A 15,600-nucleotide genomic window follows, 5' to 3' on the forward strand; every position below is an offset into this window, starting at 1 on the left:
AACCAAGTCAATAAAAAAGGCCGCTCTTGCGAGCGGCCCCCAATTCCCAATGGGATGAAGGATCAGCGCCGCGGGCCGCGTGCGACGCGTTCGATTTCTTCGCGCACGAGGCGCTCCACCAGCGTCGGCAGGTTGTCGTCGAGCCATTCCTTCAGCATCGGGCGCAACATGTCCTCGGCCATTTCATCGAGCGAGCGGCGCTGCTGGCCATCAATGGCAGCGGCGAGATCGGAGAAGGAGCGGGAAACCTGCTGTACGGTCGCGACGGAGACCAGTGCGGCAAGGTCGCTGTTACCATCGACCTTGCTCTCGATCTTTTCCTCGGCCGGCGGGTTCCAGGCTGCCACCGGCTCAAAAGCCGGCTCGGAACGGGACGCCATGCTCGACGCGGTATTTTCAAAAGACAAACGCTCACCCTTCTCAATCTTCACTTCAACGGATGCGATCCGTGTGGGCGGCACGTCTGCGCGCGGCTCCAGAATCGGCATTGAAGGTGCGATTGTTTCCGAGACTTGCGGCGGTTCCATGGCCGGCGCTGCATTCATCTGTGCGCGAAGCTCCTCGCCGGGCCGGCGTTCGGCATCGCGTATTTCAGAGAGCCTCGGCGCCTGGCTCGGCATTGGCCGCTCGCCGCGTGGCGAGGCCATCACAGAAGCCTGCTGCACCGGGCGCTCGGTGCGTTCGGCGGCCAGCCGGACGCGCGCAGCCAGATCGGCAAGCGAAACGCTCTTGGGCGCCTCGACGGGGGCGGCCGGCGTCAGCGCCTGACGGACGGGCTCCGTGCGAGCAGGCTCGACGCGCACCGGTTCCATGCGGGCCGGTTCAATCATGCGTTCCAGCGCCGCAGACCGCTCGGACGTTGCCGGGCGATCAGATGTCATGGGGCGCTCCGAAGCGAGGTTCGGCCGAAGATCGTTTGCGGGTGCAAACACCGGGGCATCGAAGCTTGTTTCCTGCGCGCGCTCGTCGGCTGCCATGGCCTCCGCCGAATAACCGTCAAGCTCGTCAACCACCTCACCGGCTGTCGCAGGATCATTGCTTTCGATGATCCGGCGGATCGATGCCAGTATTTCTTCCATAGACGGTTCACGCACTACGCTTGGCTGAGCCATACTTGTCCCCGTTGTCTTCATGGTATCCGGTGTCTTCAAAATGTCCGGCCAGCGAGCGGAGCCGCACCGATTCGCTGTACCCTAGGATACGCCGCTTGGGAAAAAAATCACGCAAAGGTCACACTCGCCCGGGATCGTTCCTGATGCACAGTTTTGTGTTGCCTAAAACGAAAGAGGCCCGCACATGGCGGGCCTTTCGACTGTCGCGCTGATGGCGCGGATCAGAATACGAATTCAGCAGCCTTGCGGAAGCCGGGCAGCGGCATCACGGCAGCGTTGAAGTACTCGGTATAGGAGACCTGGCCAGAATTCTTGACGTAAAGACGGGCGCGTGCGGCATTGCCATATCCGACCACCGCAACCAGGCGACCGCCCTCACGCAGCTGATCGAGAAGAGCCGGCGACATCTGTTCGACAGCGCCGTTGACGAAGATCACATCATAAGGTGCCTCGGCCGGATAGCCGGCCTCAAGATTGCCGGTGACGACAGCGACATTGTCATAGCCAAGCGAAGACAGCGTCTCGGTCGCCTTGGCAGCCAGGGCCTCGTCGGATTCGACGGCCACAACCGAGCCACCCACCAGCGACAGAATTGCGGCAGCATAACCAGAACCACAGCCCACTTCGAGGACGAGGTCATCGCGACCGATCGCGGCCAGCTGCAACAGCTTGGCGAGCGGCGACGGCTCCATGACGTATCGGGCCGGATTGTTGCCAGACGCCGGACAGATCAACAGATCCTCGTCGATATAAGCAAGTGGCTTGAGCTCAGCGGCGACGAAGGCTTCGCGCGGCACACTCAAAAAGGCATTGAGTACCGAATGCGAGGTGACATCCGTCGTGCGGATCTGGTTTTCCACCATCTTGATGCGTGCGGCTTCGTAATCGATCATGTCCTGTCGCCCCATTTGGCCGGTCGTATTTCACCCCGTGTCTTAATTGCAGGGCGTCCGGCTTTCAAGTCAGGCCGCGCTGTGGCGAACAGTTTATCTGAAACCCCATGCGGCAAAACTGTCGCACGGGGCTGTTGCAGCGCAGAATCGCGCGTCATCAATTGCCGATTGTGTAGCTGCCCGTCTCGCAGAAATCGACCTTGTCGCGCACGTCGTAATAGCTGTCGTCCTCGAAAACGGCGCGGATCTTGTAGACGCAGGCATCCGAGTCGTCGGAAATCGTCAGTGCGCGGGACTTGCCGCCGTACAAGCCCTTTTTCTTCAGAAGTTCGACCGACTTGCCGCCGCCTTCCGGCGAGACATGGAACTGCACGATCATGTTCTCCGTGCCGTTTTCCAGCGTGAAGTTCAGGTTCTCGGCAGATGCGGCCAGTGGCGACAGAAGGGAAATGATGAGGGAAAGCGAAAGATGTTTGCGCATGATGGGGGCTCCGCGTGTTGATACCGCAAAGCCTCTAGCGCGCCCAGCCTTTGCCGCAAGCGCATGGCTCGACCAATATCGGGCCTATCCGATCTGGAGGGGCCTGAAGCCCGGTTAGGCGCAAATTTGGCCGATCATTGCCTCAACGACAAAGCGTCGCTTGCAACTATCGCCATTCAAAAGGGAAATCGGAAGATTTGGAGGCCTCGCCCGGAATTGAACCGGGGTACGAGGATTTGCAGTCCTCTGCGTCACCACTCCGCCACGAGGCCATCCGAGTAGAAAAGTGCGTGTGGTGGCGGTCGTTTAGAACCATCCCAGAAAAACCGCAAGAGGGATTTTCAAAAACCAGCGCTTTTCGTCGGCAACGAGACGCGCCATGCATCGAGGTTCCCGGACAGCAGGCATCGCAGACGATCGCTGCCCTACGCAACACCCCCGGGAACATGCGGCCCCTCCGCCATGGTGCCCTGGCAGAATCAGGCAACCTCCTGCCGGGGAGCGTGATCGAGCAAACGAGTAGCGGCCATGATCCTTGCCGCATCCGTCAAAAGGTCGGGATCGGTCATACCGGCCGTATAGAGACGGATAACCGCCTTTCCGACGATCTCCCGATGGCCAATCGCCTCGGCACCGGCGCCGGTCGCTCCAACGGAGAGCATGGCGTGGGTGATGATCTGGAGATCGGCAGGCGTCAGGATCAACGTCCCGACATCCTGGTCCACATAGTACATTTTTCCTCGCAATCGCCGGGAACCGGTAAGGCCCATCGCCGTTCGGTTACTCCAACAGACTGCGAATCATACAGAGAGAGAGATACACCCGCATTTGCATTTGACAGGTCGGGCGCAATTAAATCGTGTATCGGCCCTTTTATCGGGATGTCGGCGCATCCGTGTTCTTCGGCGCATTGCGCCTGTTCCACCATACGGCCATGCGGCGGCGGCTGCGGCGAACGGAAGACAGGTCATGCGACAGGACCAGCAGACCGACCGGTACCATCCAGAATCCGAGAATGGGCAAAAATCCAAGCGCGCCGCCGCCGATAAAGGCCGAGCCGACGGCAATGCGTCCGGCGCGAGACTTCGGCACGGGGATCTCCACAGACCCGAGCTTCAATCGACCACGCGCATGATCCAGCCGGTAAAATCCCTTGGACACCTGTCGAACACTCCTGAAAACCAAGCCTTTTGCGCTAACAACGCGCAAGGCTGAGTTGGTGATCCACCGAAATAAAACAAGAAGACGACATTTTTTTTGAAAAACCGCTTGGCAAATCCGACGCGCATCAGTATTACCCCGCTCACACCGCCGCAAGCGGCTGTTCCCTGGTAGCTCAGCGGTAGAGCATTCGACTGTTAATCGACAGGTCGCCGGTTCGAATCCGGCCCGGGGAGCCATCTCATTCTAAAAGGCCCGCGCTTTCTAAGCTGCGGGCCTTTTTCTTTTTGCACGTCCAGACGGATTTTGTGTCAAAACGGTGCGATCATGCCGCCCGGCGAAACATCCTCTTCACCTTTGCCTGCTAATTCAGTCCCAGAACGAGTGGCACGAGAAGGAGATCGGCCAATGTGGCTGCAGCTTCACGACGGGGACGGTTTTCCCTTTTTCGTCAATATGAACAACGTGGTGGACTTCCGCTGGTACCAGCGCGAGGGCTATACATGCCTCCTCACGACAGCGCCCGTTGCCGAAAAGCTGCACCGTCTTTTCGTGCGTGAAAGCGCTGACCAGATCATGGCCATGATCCGCGCCGAAGAAGCACGCCTCGCCGGACGCAGCCGGGTCGCCGCCTGACCCGCGACGGACCGATCCTCGGCGATTGCCGATATAAATCGTCCGTCGCAATGATCCTTCACGCGACGGGCTTCGTACGGCGTGGGTAAGCACCTTCTTACCCCGCCGCACAGGTCACTGCCCCATGCCCGCATCCAATCCCTCTGAAAAGATCCTGATTCTCTGGTTCCGCAAGGATCTGAGACTGGCCGACAATGCAGCCCTCTCGACCGCCGTCGACGAGGGCTTTCGTATTCTGCCCGTCTACATCCGCGAACCCGGGTCGGCCGGCACCGGCCCCTTGGGGGCCGCACAAGCCTGGTGGCTGCATCATTCGCTCACCGCCCTTGCCGCGAGCCTGGAGACGCTCGGCGCGAGGCTTGTATTGCGCTCAGGTCCGGCCGACAGCGTTCTTTCATCACTGATTGCGGAAACCGGGGCCAGCGCCGTCTTCTGGAACCGCCGCTACGATCCGCGAGGAATCGTAATCGACCGCGCGATCAAGGCCGAGCTTTCCGAACGCGGCCTCGAGCTGCGCAGCTTTGCCGGCCAGATCCTGCATGAACCGACCAAGTTGAAAACCGGGGCCGGCGGACATTTCCGCGTCTACACACCCTTCTGGCGAGCGCTGGATGGATCAGGCGAGCCAGCGGAACCAATCCCCGCGCCAAAAGCGCTTTCTGCACCGGCGGACTGGCCAGAGAGCGAAGCGCTCGAGCGCTGGGCTCTGTTGCCGACCAAACCCGACTGGGCTGCCCCCTTCAATGACGTATGGACACCGGGTGAGGCTGGCGCGCATCATCGTCTAGACGCTTTCATCAAGACGGGCCTCAAGGGCTATCGTGAACGCCGCGACTTTGCCGCTGAGCCGCATGTCTCGATGCTCTCACCGCACCTGGCGCTCGGCGAAATCTCGCCAGCGTCCGTCTGGCAGGCAACGCGCGGCCTTTCCGACGACTATTCGAGCGAAGACACCATCCATTTCCGCAAGGAACTGGTCTGGCGCGATTTCTCCTACCACCTGCTCTTCCACTTCCCCGATCTCGCGACCAGGAACTGGAACGCCAAGTTCGATGCCTTCCCCTGGCAGGATGCACCAGACCTGCTTCAAAAATGGCAGAAGGGTGAGACAGGCTACCCGATCGTCGATGCCGGCATGCGCCAGCTCTGGCAGACCGGCTTCATGCACAACCGCGTGCGCATGATTGTCGCCTCGTTCCTGATCAAGGACCTTTTGATCGACTGGCGCGAAGGCGAGCGCTGGTTCCGCGACACGCTCGTCGATGCCGACCCGGCCTCGAATGCCGCCAGCTGGCAATGGGTCGCCGGCTCTGGCGCCGACGCCGCGCCCTTCTTCCGCATTTTCAACCCGATCACCCAGGGCGAGAAATTCGACCCCGAGGGCATTTACGTCCGCCGATTCGTGCCGGAACTGAAGGCGATGCCGAACAAATTCGTCCACCGCCCGTTTGACGCACCGCTAACGGTGCTCAGGGACGCAGGGGTCAGCCTCGGCAAGACCTATCCGGCACCGATTGTGGATCACAGCAAGGCCAGGGACGCGGCGATGGCGGCGTTTCAGAAGCTGAGGGCGGAGTGAGCTGAGATCACCAATTGAAATCAAAAGTTGCACGAGGGGAGCCATGGCGACCCGCAGAGACCCATGTTAACGGTTTGCAAGCTCATAACCCGCTGCGGGCATCCCAATGACGATATCACTCCACCGCTGGTTTATGGTCGCCGGCACATTCCTGATCCCAGCCGTTGTAGCCAGCATCTTTTCCTTGCGCCAACCCAACGAGGAAACGGAAGACTTCACGCGTTTCTTCATCAGCGCGGTCGCAGATGGCGAGAACGACGACAATCGGATGGTCACCCGTTGGGGCAATCCTCTCCACGTCTGCGTGGTCGGCACCCCGTCGGAGGCAAGCAGATTTCGCGTTCAGCGCTTTTTGTCGTTGATACGAACCAGCACCGCTTTGGACATCGAGGAGACCTTTCACGACAATGTCACAGCCTGTTCCAGTCTCACCTTCCTCCATGTGCATATTCATGCAGGTGGCTATGAAGCGAAACTAAAAATAATCGAAGATATCTCCTTCATTGCCAGCAAGGTTGGCGCGACCAAGCCCATTGACATTCCCATGGACACGAATGGCATGGGCGTCATTTTCGCAAATGATCGGCAAGAACCCTTTGCCTATGCCGCGATGTCGGAATTTGGTGGCGGGAAGACCGCTGAGGACGAGATCATCGCCAACAATGTCATTCAGCAAGAGATTCTCCAGATCCTCCTAGCCGCAAAAGACATAAAGGTAACGTTCAAGCCGCGATCCCTGATCCAAGAGCGCTGGCGGCGCGAGATAGGCGCGGAAGAGCTCGCCGAAAGCACGTCTGCAAAACGGCAATGGATGGCAGATAACGTGAAGAATATCTGCCTCTACGATTTGATCGCACTCAAAACACTGTTTTCGCGAGATACGTTTCGGTTCGACGGCACGCTCGGCGCCTATAAGAAGCACATAAGCGAGAAGTTTGACCTTATGCAACGCGAAGCCAGACAGACCCTTGCTGACCCCTATTATCAATCTCTGATACGCGAGCCGTGCTGAACGCTGGCAGGTCGCCGCAGAAGGCGTTGCGTGCCGTAGAGAAGCCATCCCAGCAATTGACCAAGGAACAGGATGGTCAGCAGCCCGACCAGCAGCATCGTAATGGTCGTGACCTGATCCTGGCTCAGGCGACCGAATGTCGGCACTTCGCGCAACTGGTTGGCCAGCCAGACCACGCTGACGCTCCAGCGGCAGCCCCAGCCTGTGCAGGCCGATTGAAGGCTTGGGACAAAGGTGACCAGCCACGCGACAGAGACCAGGGCTGCACTTCGCCAGGAATACTGGCGAGTGACCAAGTCCCTCTGGATCTGAAGCCCCCTGGCGATCACCAGGAATACACATGCCATAAGCGAAAGAAGGAATATCATGGGGACATCCTGACTGACGTGTGAGCCCTCAGGTTACGCCCGGATTCCAACCTTCCTCTTAATCAAACCCTTAAAAATTTAGGGAATTACTTAATCGCATTCCCGATGCTGAATTCAGGTATAGGCAGCTGTCGCCTGTCAGTCAGCATAACAACCAGCTCCCTCAATACCCCGGCACCGGCCCATTCGGATTGCGCCGGAAGGCTTCGATATCCCGTTCGATCGCATAGAGATCGAATTCGAGATCGGCGATCTCGCGCTCGGCGCGGCGGATGTCGCGCTCCAGACGGTCGATCTCGTCGCGCAGGGTGCGGCGCATCTTGCCGTCCTCGGTCCGCTTGATCGCTTCGTAATTGCGGTCGATCTGCATGTCCTTGAACGATACATCGCTCTTCAGCGAGGAGATGCGCGAGCGGGCGCGGTAGGCCTGCTGGCCAAGGCCATAGCCGCGCAGGAAGCCGGTGCTCGTCTCAGACGGGCACACATTGTAATAGGCGTCGCCCGCCTCGCCGCGGCTGAGGCCATTCAGCGGCGTGCAATAACGGGTCAGGCCAACCTGATAGCCCTGATACCATGTGGTCTGGTCCGGCACGACATTGATGCGGGCGCAGGATTTGACATGGGCGGCGAAGCGCTCCTGCGGATTTTCACCCGCCCCGCCATCCGCCTGGCCGATGACAGACCAATCGGCGGCCGCACACTCTTCCTTCGACATGGAGTTGCACGAAGATAGCGCGGCCAGGGCGATGCCGACTGCCGCCCAGAGATAGATACGCATGCTGCCCCCCCAAATTGACCTCAAGCCTTGGCTGGCAACCATAGCGGGTCGCCGCATCTCATCCAAGCGCGCGGAGAGGGCCTTGCACAGACGTTCCTATGGAAGCGATGAGTGCTCCCTAAATTGGCCCGTGTCGATCCGTCGTTTCGGCTCTTCGACACCACGACCGGTGGTGAAGCAGATGGTTTTTCCCTCGCCCCGCCCACGCACGAAAAGCCATTCCTTGCCTTCTTTCGCCGTCGCGCCGAAAAGACCTGTTCACACGTTGCAACCCCGGCCCATCATATTCTTGTCCATACAGACGAAATCTCTGGCCCCGGTGGTTTTCTTACCCGCGCATTTGGTTCTAGTGTCCGCGTCAGACGAAAAGGCAGGCATCATGGCATTTCATCCCTCGGTTCTCGAAGCGATCGGCAATACCCCGCTCATCCGGCTGAAGGGCGCCTCGCAGGCGACCGGCTGCACGATCCTCGGCAAGGCCGAATTCCTCAATCCCGGCCAGTCGGTCAAGGATCGCGCTGCCCTCTTCATCATCCGGGATGCCGAGCGGCGCGGGTTGCTTCGTCCCGGCGGCGTGATCGTCGAGGGCACGGCCGGCAATACCGGCATCGGGCTGACACTGGTGGCCAAGGCGCTTGGCTATCGCACCGTGATCGTCATTCCGGAAACCCAGAGCCAGGAGAAGAAGGATGCGCTGAAGCTGCTCGGCGCAGAACTCGTCGAAGTGCCGGCGGTGCCTTACAAGAACCCGAACAACTACGTGAAGATCTCCGGACGGCTCGCTGCCCAGCTTGCCAAGACCGAGCCCAATGGTGCGATCTGGGCCAACCAGTTCGACAATACTGTCAATCGCGATGCGCATATCGAAACGACGGCGCGCGAGATCTTCGAGCAGACCGGCGGCGCGGTCGACGGCTTTATCTGCGCAGTCGGCTCGGGCGGCACGCTTGCCGGCACCGGCATCGGTCTTCGCAACAGAAAGCCCGGCGTCAAGATCGGCATTGCCGATCCGGAAGGCGCAGCGCTTTACGAGTATTACAAGAACGGCGAGCTGAAATCGGCAGGCTCCTCGATCACCGAGGGCATCGGCCAGGGCCGCATCACGGCCAACCTCGAAGGCTTCACGCCTGACTTCGCCTATCAGATCCCCGATTCCGAAGCGCTCGACATTGTCTTCGACCTTGTCGAGAACGAAGGCCTTTGCCTCGGCGGCTCCTCCGGCATCAACATTGCCGGCGCCATGCGGCTGGCAAAGGATCTCGGCCCGGGCCATACGATCGTGACGATCCTGTGCGACTATGGCAATCGCTACCAGTCGAAACTGTTCAACCCGGATTTCCTGCGCTCCAAGGGTCTGCCGATCCCGACCTGGCTCGAAAAGCGCGCCGATTTCGACCTGCCCTTCGAGACGGCCTGATCCTCATCCGAAAGCATTGCCATGACCACCATCGCCCTTTACCGCGACGATTTCTATCTGGCGACAGCGGAGGCGGTGGTCACAGCGGTGCATGAGGATGGCGCGATCGAGCTGGACCAGACCTGCTTTTATGCCGCGTCGGGCGGCCAGCCCGGCGATACCGGTTTCTTCGAGCGCGAGGATGGCAGCCGCATCCAGCTTTCCGAAACGCGCCATGGGGCCAGCAAGGATGTGATCCTCCACCGTCCGGCCGATGGCGAGCCCCTGCCCTCGCCTGGCGAAAATCTCGTGCTGCATGTCGACTGGCCACGCCGCTACAAGCTGATGCGCATGCACACCGCCTGCCATCTTCTCTCCGTCGCCTGCCCCTATCCGATCACAGGAGCTGCCGTTGGCGAGGAGGAGAGCCGCGTCGATTTCGACATGTCGGAGACGATTGACAAGGATCAGGTGACGGCAGACCTGATGAAACTCGTCGGCCAAAACCACCCCGTTTATCTACAGTGGATCACCGACGAACAGCTCGCGGCCAATCCGGGAATCGTCAAGTCGAAGAATGTCCGCCCGCCGGTCGGCCTCGGCCGCGTTAGCCTTGTCTGCATCGGGGAAAACTCCGCCGTTGACAGCCAGCCCTGCGGGGGCACACATGTTTCCGAGACCCAGGAGGTCGGCGCGATTCATATCGCCAAGATTGAAAAGAAGGGCAAGGAGAACCGCCGGTTCCGCATTCGCTTTGGAGCCCCGGACGCTTCTGCCTGATAGAAGATACGGGAGAAGTGCATGTCCGGTGAGAAAAGCCGTTTCGTCGTGTCGGCGGATTGGGTCGAAAAGAACCTCGGATCTCCCGAATTCAAGCTTGTCGACGCATCCTGGTATCTGCCCGCCCACGGCCGCAATGGTGCGGCCGAATATGCAAGCGGCCACATTCCGGGTGCCGTCTTCTTCGATCAGGACGTGATTGCCGATACGACCACCGGCCTTCCCCATTCGCTCCCCTCGCCATCCTTCTTTGCCCAGGCCGTCGGTCAGCTCGGCATTTCCGCCGAGGATACGATTGTCGTCTATGATGGCCCCGGCTTCTTCTCCGCGCCCCGAGTCTGGTGGATGTTCCGCGTCATGGGGGCGCGCCGCGTCTACGTGCTTGACGGCGGCTTCGACGGCTGGAAGACGGAAGGCCGCCCTGTTGAAACCGACCTGCCGGAACCGGCGCCTGTCACCTTCGAAGCAAAGTTCGACCGGGCGAAACTCACGTCCTTCGATCAGATGTCGGCAATTGCCGACAGTGGCGAAAAGCAGATTGCCGATGCGCGTCCTGCTGGCCGCTTTACCGGCGAGGAGCCGGAACCCCGCGCCGGCATGCGCTCGGGCCATATGCCGGCCGCACGCAGCGTGCCGGCCGCCTCGCTGTCGGAAAACGGCCGCCTGAAGGATCTCGCCACGCTGCGCTCGATCTTCACCAGCGCCGGCATCGACCTCAACAATCCGGTGGTCACAAGTTGCGGCTCGGGCGTGACGGCAGCGGTCGTGACGCTGGCACTGGAAAGCCTCGGCCATACCGACAATTCGCTCTATGACGGCTCCTGGTCGGAATGGGGGTCCAAGGCCGACACGCCGGTGGCGACAGGCGCTGCCGATCAACTCGCGTCGAAAACCTCCGGCCCGTTCACGGCACATGTGACGAAGCTCGAAATGACCGCGCCGCCAAAGTCGAGCCTGCCGGTGCCGGTCAATATTCAGACGGCAATCATGCGCACGCATGAAATCCCGCTGTCCTTCTATCGCTTCCTGCACCGCCAGGTTGGCGCGCGCTGGCATTGGTATGAGCGTCTGCGCCTGCCGGATGCCCAACTGAAGGCGCTCATCCACGCGCCGAAAGTGTCGATCTCGGTGCTCTACGTCAACGGTGCGCCGGCCGGCTTCTTCGAGCTATCGCAGGAGACGGACGATCTCGTCGAACTCTCCTATTTCGGCCTCTTCGAGCATGCGCTCGGCCTTGGCATCGGCAAGTGGTTCCTGCTGCAATGTCTCTATGCGGCCTGGGCCACCAATCCGAAGAAGGTCACAGTCACGACCAATTCGCTCGATCATCCCCGCGCGTTGCAGCTTTACCAGCAGTTCGGCTTCTCGCCGGTCTCAACCTATAATGCGCTCGTCGACCCGATCAGCGAGGCGGAACTCACGGCGCTCGTGGTGCGTGGCAGCCTGTAGAGCCGTCCTCATACGCGCGGAATGATAGGGCATCCAGGCATCACGTAACGAGAATGCCTTCACGTTGCGCAATGCCGATGGTTGCGCGCATGCCGCTGTTGAACTCGAGATAGTCAGCCTCGATCCCGTCGCTGAAGATAACACCGTTCTCCGGCATTTCGGAGAGGACTTCGAGCGGCCCATCGGAACCGAAGCGCCCGAGCACGAGCGAGGCTCGGGTCGTGCGGCTCGGAAAGGGCTCACGCACGGTGAAGTGCAGTTCAGGGGCATTGCGGGCAAAGGCACCATCCGGCAGGTCGCCGTCCAGCCCGCCAAGTTCCGACAGACCGGCTGCCATGCCCGCATAGATGCTGCGCAGCCAGCCGGTCGAGCCAAGGCCGGTCGAGACGATGATGCCGCTGGAAGACTGGCGCTCGGATCGCTCCCCCAGGGTCAGCACATAGCGCGCAGAGACATGGCTCTTCGGGCCAATGAAGAGATCGTTGACGGCCAGCAGCGAAGCGCCGTTGTTCAGCCGCGCCTCGGCCATGGTCACCGTATCCAGCATCCGTCTGCCGGCCAGCAGGTCCGGCATCAGGCGTCCGAGATCCTTGGGCACGAATGGCAGCAATACGCCGTCCCAGCGCGCGGGATCAGGATTGACGCCGATGACCGGCTGCCCGTCGAGATATTTCAGCGTATTGGCCACCAGTCCGTCCTGGCCAAGCACGACGACGATATCGTCGCCGCCAAAGACGAAATTGGGCAGATAGCGCCGATCGAGCTTCTGAACCCGCAGCCGCTGGCGAAGTGCGGCCTCTGCCTCGGCAACGGCCTGGGCATAGTGTTCATGCTCAGTGAGATAGTCGCCGTAGTCGGCGCCGAGATGTTCGAGGTAGAAGCGCGCCTGCTGGCGGGTGTTGAAGCGGCGGGTGAGCTCCTCCAGCCGCGTCTCCCTGACCACCATGACCGCCTTGCGGTCGGTATCCTTGCTCATCCCCGGCGCTCCGGTGCCTGCATCATCTCGCGCAGAAGGTCTGGCGACATGTTCAACTGGCCGATCTTGCCGGCATTGTCGGCGAGATCGCGGAAAGCGAGCGCCATCAGCTGCTGCGGGTTCATGCCGACAGAGGCAAGCGCCTGCAGAAGTTTCGGCTCGGCCCCCTCGAAGGCCTTCATCATCCGGTCAATGCCATAGGCCTTGGCATCGGCTTCGGCGCGCTGGTTGGCGGTTGCCAGTTCGACGAGGTCACGGTTCTGTGCCTCGCGGGCGATCTGGGCGGCCATCTCGGCGCGCTCGATGTCGATCCGGCGCTCAAGCACGGCACGCTCGGCATCCATGGCCGCTTCACGGACCTGGCGTTTCTTGTTTTCCACCGCCACTTCGGTGGCAAGCTCGTTCTCCCGGATCGACCGCTCCTGCTCGATGGCCGCATTTCGCCGGGCATAGATGGCCTCGTCTGCGGTCTTCAGCAGCTGCTCGCGGGTCTCGGCTTCCAGCGCGCGGGCCGTCTCCGGCTTCGGGCGAATGGCCAGGATCGAGAGGCCCACGACATCAATGCCGAGCGAGCCGATGGCGCCGCTTTGTTTCAGGCTTGCCAGAAGTCCATCGACCAAGCCTTCGCCAGCGCCAAGGGCTGCCCGCAGGTTCAACCCGCGAAGGGCTGCCCGGATTGCAACCTGCACCTGCTCGCTCAGCAGCAGTTCGATGCTATCAGGGTCGTCAGAAACATAGGCGCCACGCCGGTTGACGGTAAAGTTCAGCATCTCGGCCGCCCGTTCGGGTTCGACAATCCGATAGGTCGTCTGCCCCTGGATCGTCACCTCCTGGAAGTCCGATGTGGTCTCTTCGAACATGAAAGGTGCGTGTGCGGTGCCGGTCGGGAGAATGGCAATCGAACTTACCGGCTCATAGTACCAGAACGACAGGCCAGGTCCCTTTCGGAAAACCTTGCCAGCTTTATGCTGGATGACGAACTGGGTCGGCATCGCCTTCAGGTATCTTACTCCGAACATCGCATTCTCCTTCGCCTGCCTGCGGCCCGATCGGCCACAGCCGTTGAACTATCCACCTTTGTGGAATTTGTCAACTAAGTTATTTTTCACTTTCAACTAAGGTGCTGTGGCGCTATGAGGGAGGCGAAGGAGACTGCGTCATGACCTATCCCCCACTCGCCGTGACGGTGGATGTCGCCATCTTCCGTCTGCTCAACGGAGCGCTGCACTGCGCGCTGGTCCGCCGTGATGCCGAGCCCTTTGCCGGTGCTCTCGCACTCCCCGGCGGCTATGTGCACGGCCAGGAGGATGGCACGCTGGAGGACGCAGCGCTTCGGGTCTTGCGGGACAAGACCGGGGTCGAGACCCCCTATCTGGAGCAGGTGGCAAGCTTCGGCGACATGGTACGCGACCCACGCGGCTGGTCGGTGAGCATTGCCTATATGGCATTGATCCGGCCCGCGGATGAAGTGGCGGAGATCACCCAGCGGGAGGGCGACCGGCTGCACTGGGTGCCAGCAGACGAGACGGCTCTGCCCGAGCCGCTCGCCTTTGATCACGCCCGGATCCTGGACGCTGCGATCCGCCGGTTGCGCGATAAGGTGGAATACAGTTCCCTGCCCGCTCATCTGCTGCCCGAGCATTTCACGCTCCCGGAACTGCAGGCGATCTACGAGAACCTGATCGGGCGACCGCTCGACAAGTCCGCATTTCGGAAACGTATGGCGGAAGCCGATTTCGTCACGCCCGTCGAAGGCGTCAAACGCGCCGCCAGCCACCGGCCACCACAGGTGTACCGGCTGAAGGACGAGGCGCGCGCCGTCCTGTTCAATCGGGTGCTCTGAAGCCATTCCAGCAAAGGTGCGGAGCGGTCTTGCCTCCGGAAGTGCTCGAAACCAAAGAGCGAGAGCCTTCCCGCACCTCCGTTCATCCGCAAAGGCTTTGGCACGACAGCCGCTCGCGGGCGTCGGGAGAGGCTTGCCTCACTTCGACTTCAACTTCACGGCGCCCAGGCCACTTTGCGCCTGGTCTGCCGAATCGCCTTCAGTCTCGGTGCCATTGTCTTCGGCTACCGCTTCCTCCTCCTGGTTTTCGAACCAGGTGCTGATCAGGCCGGCATGGAAGGCTGCCATTTCGTAGCAGAATGTGATCTCGCGATCCTGGGCGCTCCAGAAGGCATTCTCGGTGCCGCAGGTCTTGCCGGTCAGCTTGATGCCACCCTTCAGGTTATAGCCTTCGCCAAACACGGTGGCGATCGTCTCCAGAACGGATGCCGACTTCAGGAGATCGGCAAAGCCCTGCAGGTCGGCATTGCCGGCCGGCTCGTAGGTCACGGTGAAAGCGGTCTTCTGGCCTTCCTTCATATTGGCCGCCAGCAGGCTCATCCAGCTTTCACGGGTCTTCTGGTATTCGAAGACGCATTCCTGGCGACGCTCTTCGGGGAAGTCGAGCGAATCGGCAAAGGTCTTGAAGAATTCCGCATTGGCGCCCGTCATCATGCAGACGATGCCATAGGCCCGCTGCCGGTCGAGGCCATGGGTGCCCATGAAATCGTCTTCCTGCGGTCCATCCTCCTTGGCCTCATCAATCAGGAACCAGCCATCGGCGGCGTCCTGGATTGTGGTGTTCAAATCCTCGTCCTCGGCGCCGAGCAAGAGCACAGAAGACAGCGCATCAACCGCATCCTCCTCGCGCCCGAGCACAGGCAAATTGAGTTCGGAGACCAGCATGTGGCCTGCCTCGTGGAACAGGATGAAAATCGCATTGTTGACGACAAACCGCTGCCCTTCCTCAACCTGTTCCGCCGTCAGTTCAGCGGCCGTGGCGGATGAGACAGGCGTAAAGGCTGAGGCCGCAAGCGTTGCGAGCACGGCTGCGGCAGCGGACTTGAATGAAACCATGTGTGAGCCCCTAACCCCAATTGGATTCGCCCATTATGTAGAGGAGAGGTTAAGCGACCGGAATCGCCATTTTTGGTTTT

General features: G+C 60.7%; 17 protein-coding genes and 2 tRNA genes. 8 read left to right on the forward strand and 11 right to left on the reverse strand.

Features of this window, described 5'->3' with window-relative positions:
- Positions 1-62: 62 nt before the first annotated feature.
- The 6 genes from IP76_RS19925 to IP76_RS19950 all read right to left on the reverse strand — a co-directional run bounded on the left by IP76_RS19925 (position 63) and on the right by IP76_RS19950 (position 3,647).
- Positions 63-1,112 (reverse strand): PopZ family protein, encoded by a 1,050-nt coding sequence (locus tag IP76_RS19925; protein WP_082352638.1) that lies wholly within the window; start codon positions 1,110-1,112, stop codon positions 63-65.
- A 221-nt stretch (positions 1,113-1,333) separates the two neighbouring features.
- Positions 1,334-2,005 (reverse strand): protein-L-isoaspartate O-methyltransferase, encoded by a 672-nt coding sequence (locus IP76_RS19930; RefSeq protein ID WP_054160034.1) that lies wholly within the window; start codon positions 2,003-2,005, stop codon positions 1,334-1,336.
- Positions 2,006-2,162: 157 nt separating this feature from the next.
- On the reverse strand, positions 2,163-2,486 hold the full coding sequence (locus IP76_RS19935; protein ID WP_054159979.1) for a hypothetical protein: 324 nt from the start codon (positions 2,484-2,486) through the stop codon (positions 2,163-2,165).
- 198 nt (positions 2,487-2,684) lie between these two features.
- Positions 2,685-2,758: transfer RNA gene (locus IP76_RS19940), tRNA-Cys, on the reverse strand.
- Positions 2,759-2,965: 207 nt separating this feature from the next.
- The gene (locus IP76_RS19945) at positions 2,966-3,220 is read right to left on the reverse strand and encodes a hypothetical protein (RefSeq protein WP_054159980.1); all 255 of its coding nucleotides are present in this window, start codon (positions 3,218-3,220) and stop codon (positions 2,966-2,968) included.
- 139 nt (positions 3,221-3,359) lie between these two features.
- The gene (locus IP76_RS19950; protein ID WP_197278389.1) at positions 3,360-3,647 is read right to left on the reverse strand and encodes a hypothetical protein; all 288 of its coding nucleotides are present in this window, start codon (positions 3,645-3,647) and stop codon (positions 3,360-3,362) included.
- 164 nt (positions 3,648-3,811) lie between these two features.
- Between IP76_RS19950 and IP76_RS19955 the strand changes: the two genes are divergently transcribed.
- From IP76_RS19955 to IP76_RS19970, 4 genes are all read left to right on the forward strand, one after another.
- Positions 3,812-3,886 (forward strand) — tRNA-Asn (locus IP76_RS19955).
- A 169-nt stretch (positions 3,887-4,055) separates the two neighbouring features.
- The gene (locus IP76_RS19960) at positions 4,056-4,283 is read left to right on the forward strand and encodes a hypothetical protein (protein ID WP_054159981.1); all 228 of its coding nucleotides are present in this window, start codon (positions 4,056-4,058) and stop codon (positions 4,281-4,283) included.
- Positions 4,284-4,407: 124 nt separating this feature from the next.
- Positions 4,408-5,862, forward strand: coding sequence for a deoxyribodipyrimidine photo-lyase (locus tag IP76_RS19965; protein ID WP_054159982.1), 1,455 nt, complete (start codon positions 4,408-4,410; stop codon positions 5,860-5,862).
- 106 nt (positions 5,863-5,968) lie between these two features.
- Positions 5,969-6,874, forward strand: a complete 906-nt coding sequence (locus IP76_RS19970; RefSeq protein ID WP_156318652.1) for a hypothetical protein — start codon at positions 5,969-5,971, stop codon at positions 6,872-6,874.
- Here the strand turns inward: IP76_RS19970 and IP76_RS19975 are convergent.
- A complete protein-coding gene (locus IP76_RS19975) occupies positions 6,847-7,242 on the reverse strand; it encodes a hypothetical protein (RefSeq protein WP_054159984.1) in 396 nt (131 codons plus the stop codon). The genes IP76_RS19970 and IP76_RS19975 overlap by 28 nt on opposite strands.
- Positions 7,243-7,405: 163 nt before the next feature.
- Positions 7,406-8,020, reverse strand: coding sequence for a DUF2799 domain-containing protein (locus IP76_RS19980; protein ID WP_054159985.1), 615 nt, complete (start codon positions 8,018-8,020; stop codon positions 7,406-7,408).
- Positions 8,021-8,399: 379 nt separating this feature from the next.
- Between IP76_RS19980 and IP76_RS19985 the strand changes: the two genes are divergently transcribed.
- The 3 genes from IP76_RS19985 to sseA are packed head-to-tail and all read left to right on the forward strand — an operon-like array spanning position 8,400 to position 11,645.
- Positions 8,400-9,437: a cysteine synthase A gene (locus tag IP76_RS19985; protein WP_054159986.1), complete on the forward strand. Its 1,038-nt coding sequence runs from the start codon at positions 8,400-8,402 to the stop codon at positions 9,435-9,437.
- 21 nt (positions 9,438-9,458) lie between these two features.
- Positions 9,459-10,196, forward strand: a complete 738-nt coding sequence (locus IP76_RS19990) for an alanyl-tRNA editing protein (RefSeq protein WP_054159987.1) — start codon at positions 9,459-9,461, stop codon at positions 10,194-10,196.
- A 21-nt stretch (positions 10,197-10,217) separates the two neighbouring features.
- Positions 10,218-11,645: a 3-mercaptopyruvate sulfurtransferase gene (sseA, locus tag IP76_RS19995; RefSeq protein ID WP_054159988.1), complete on the forward strand. Its 1,428-nt coding sequence runs from the start codon at positions 10,218-10,220 to the stop codon at positions 11,643-11,645.
- 40 nt (positions 11,646-11,685) lie between these two features.
- Here sseA and IP76_RS20000 read toward each other — a convergent pair whose 3' ends face one another.
- Positions 11,686-12,621 (reverse strand): NAD(+)/NADH kinase, encoded by a 936-nt coding sequence (locus IP76_RS20000; RefSeq protein WP_054159989.1) that lies wholly within the window; start codon positions 12,619-12,621, stop codon positions 11,686-11,688.
- On the reverse strand, positions 12,618-13,640 hold the full coding sequence (locus tag IP76_RS20005) for an SPFH domain-containing protein (protein ID WP_054159990.1): 1,023 nt from the start codon (positions 13,638-13,640) through the stop codon (positions 12,618-12,620). The genes IP76_RS20000 and IP76_RS20005 overlap by 4 nt, the downstream gene beginning before the upstream one ends.
- Before the next feature lie 140 nt (positions 13,641-13,780).
- Between IP76_RS20005 and IP76_RS20010 the strand changes: the two genes are divergently transcribed.
- On the forward strand, positions 13,781-14,464 hold the full coding sequence (locus tag IP76_RS20010; RefSeq protein ID WP_054159991.1) for an NUDIX domain-containing protein: 684 nt from the start codon (positions 13,781-13,783) through the stop codon (positions 14,462-14,464).
- 138 nt (positions 14,465-14,602) lie between these two features.
- Here the strand turns inward: IP76_RS20010 and IP76_RS20015 are convergent, their stop codons facing one another.
- Entirely contained in the window at positions 14,603-15,520 is a 918-nt protein-coding gene (locus tag IP76_RS20015; protein WP_054159992.1) for a DUF4344 domain-containing metallopeptidase, read from the reverse strand.
- Between the last annotated feature and the right edge of the window lie 80 nt (positions 15,521-15,600).

Source organism: Rhizobium sp. AAP43 (assembly GCF_001296045.1).
Taxonomy (GTDB): Bacteria; Pseudomonadota; Alphaproteobacteria; order Rhizobiales; family Rhizobiaceae; genus Allorhizobium.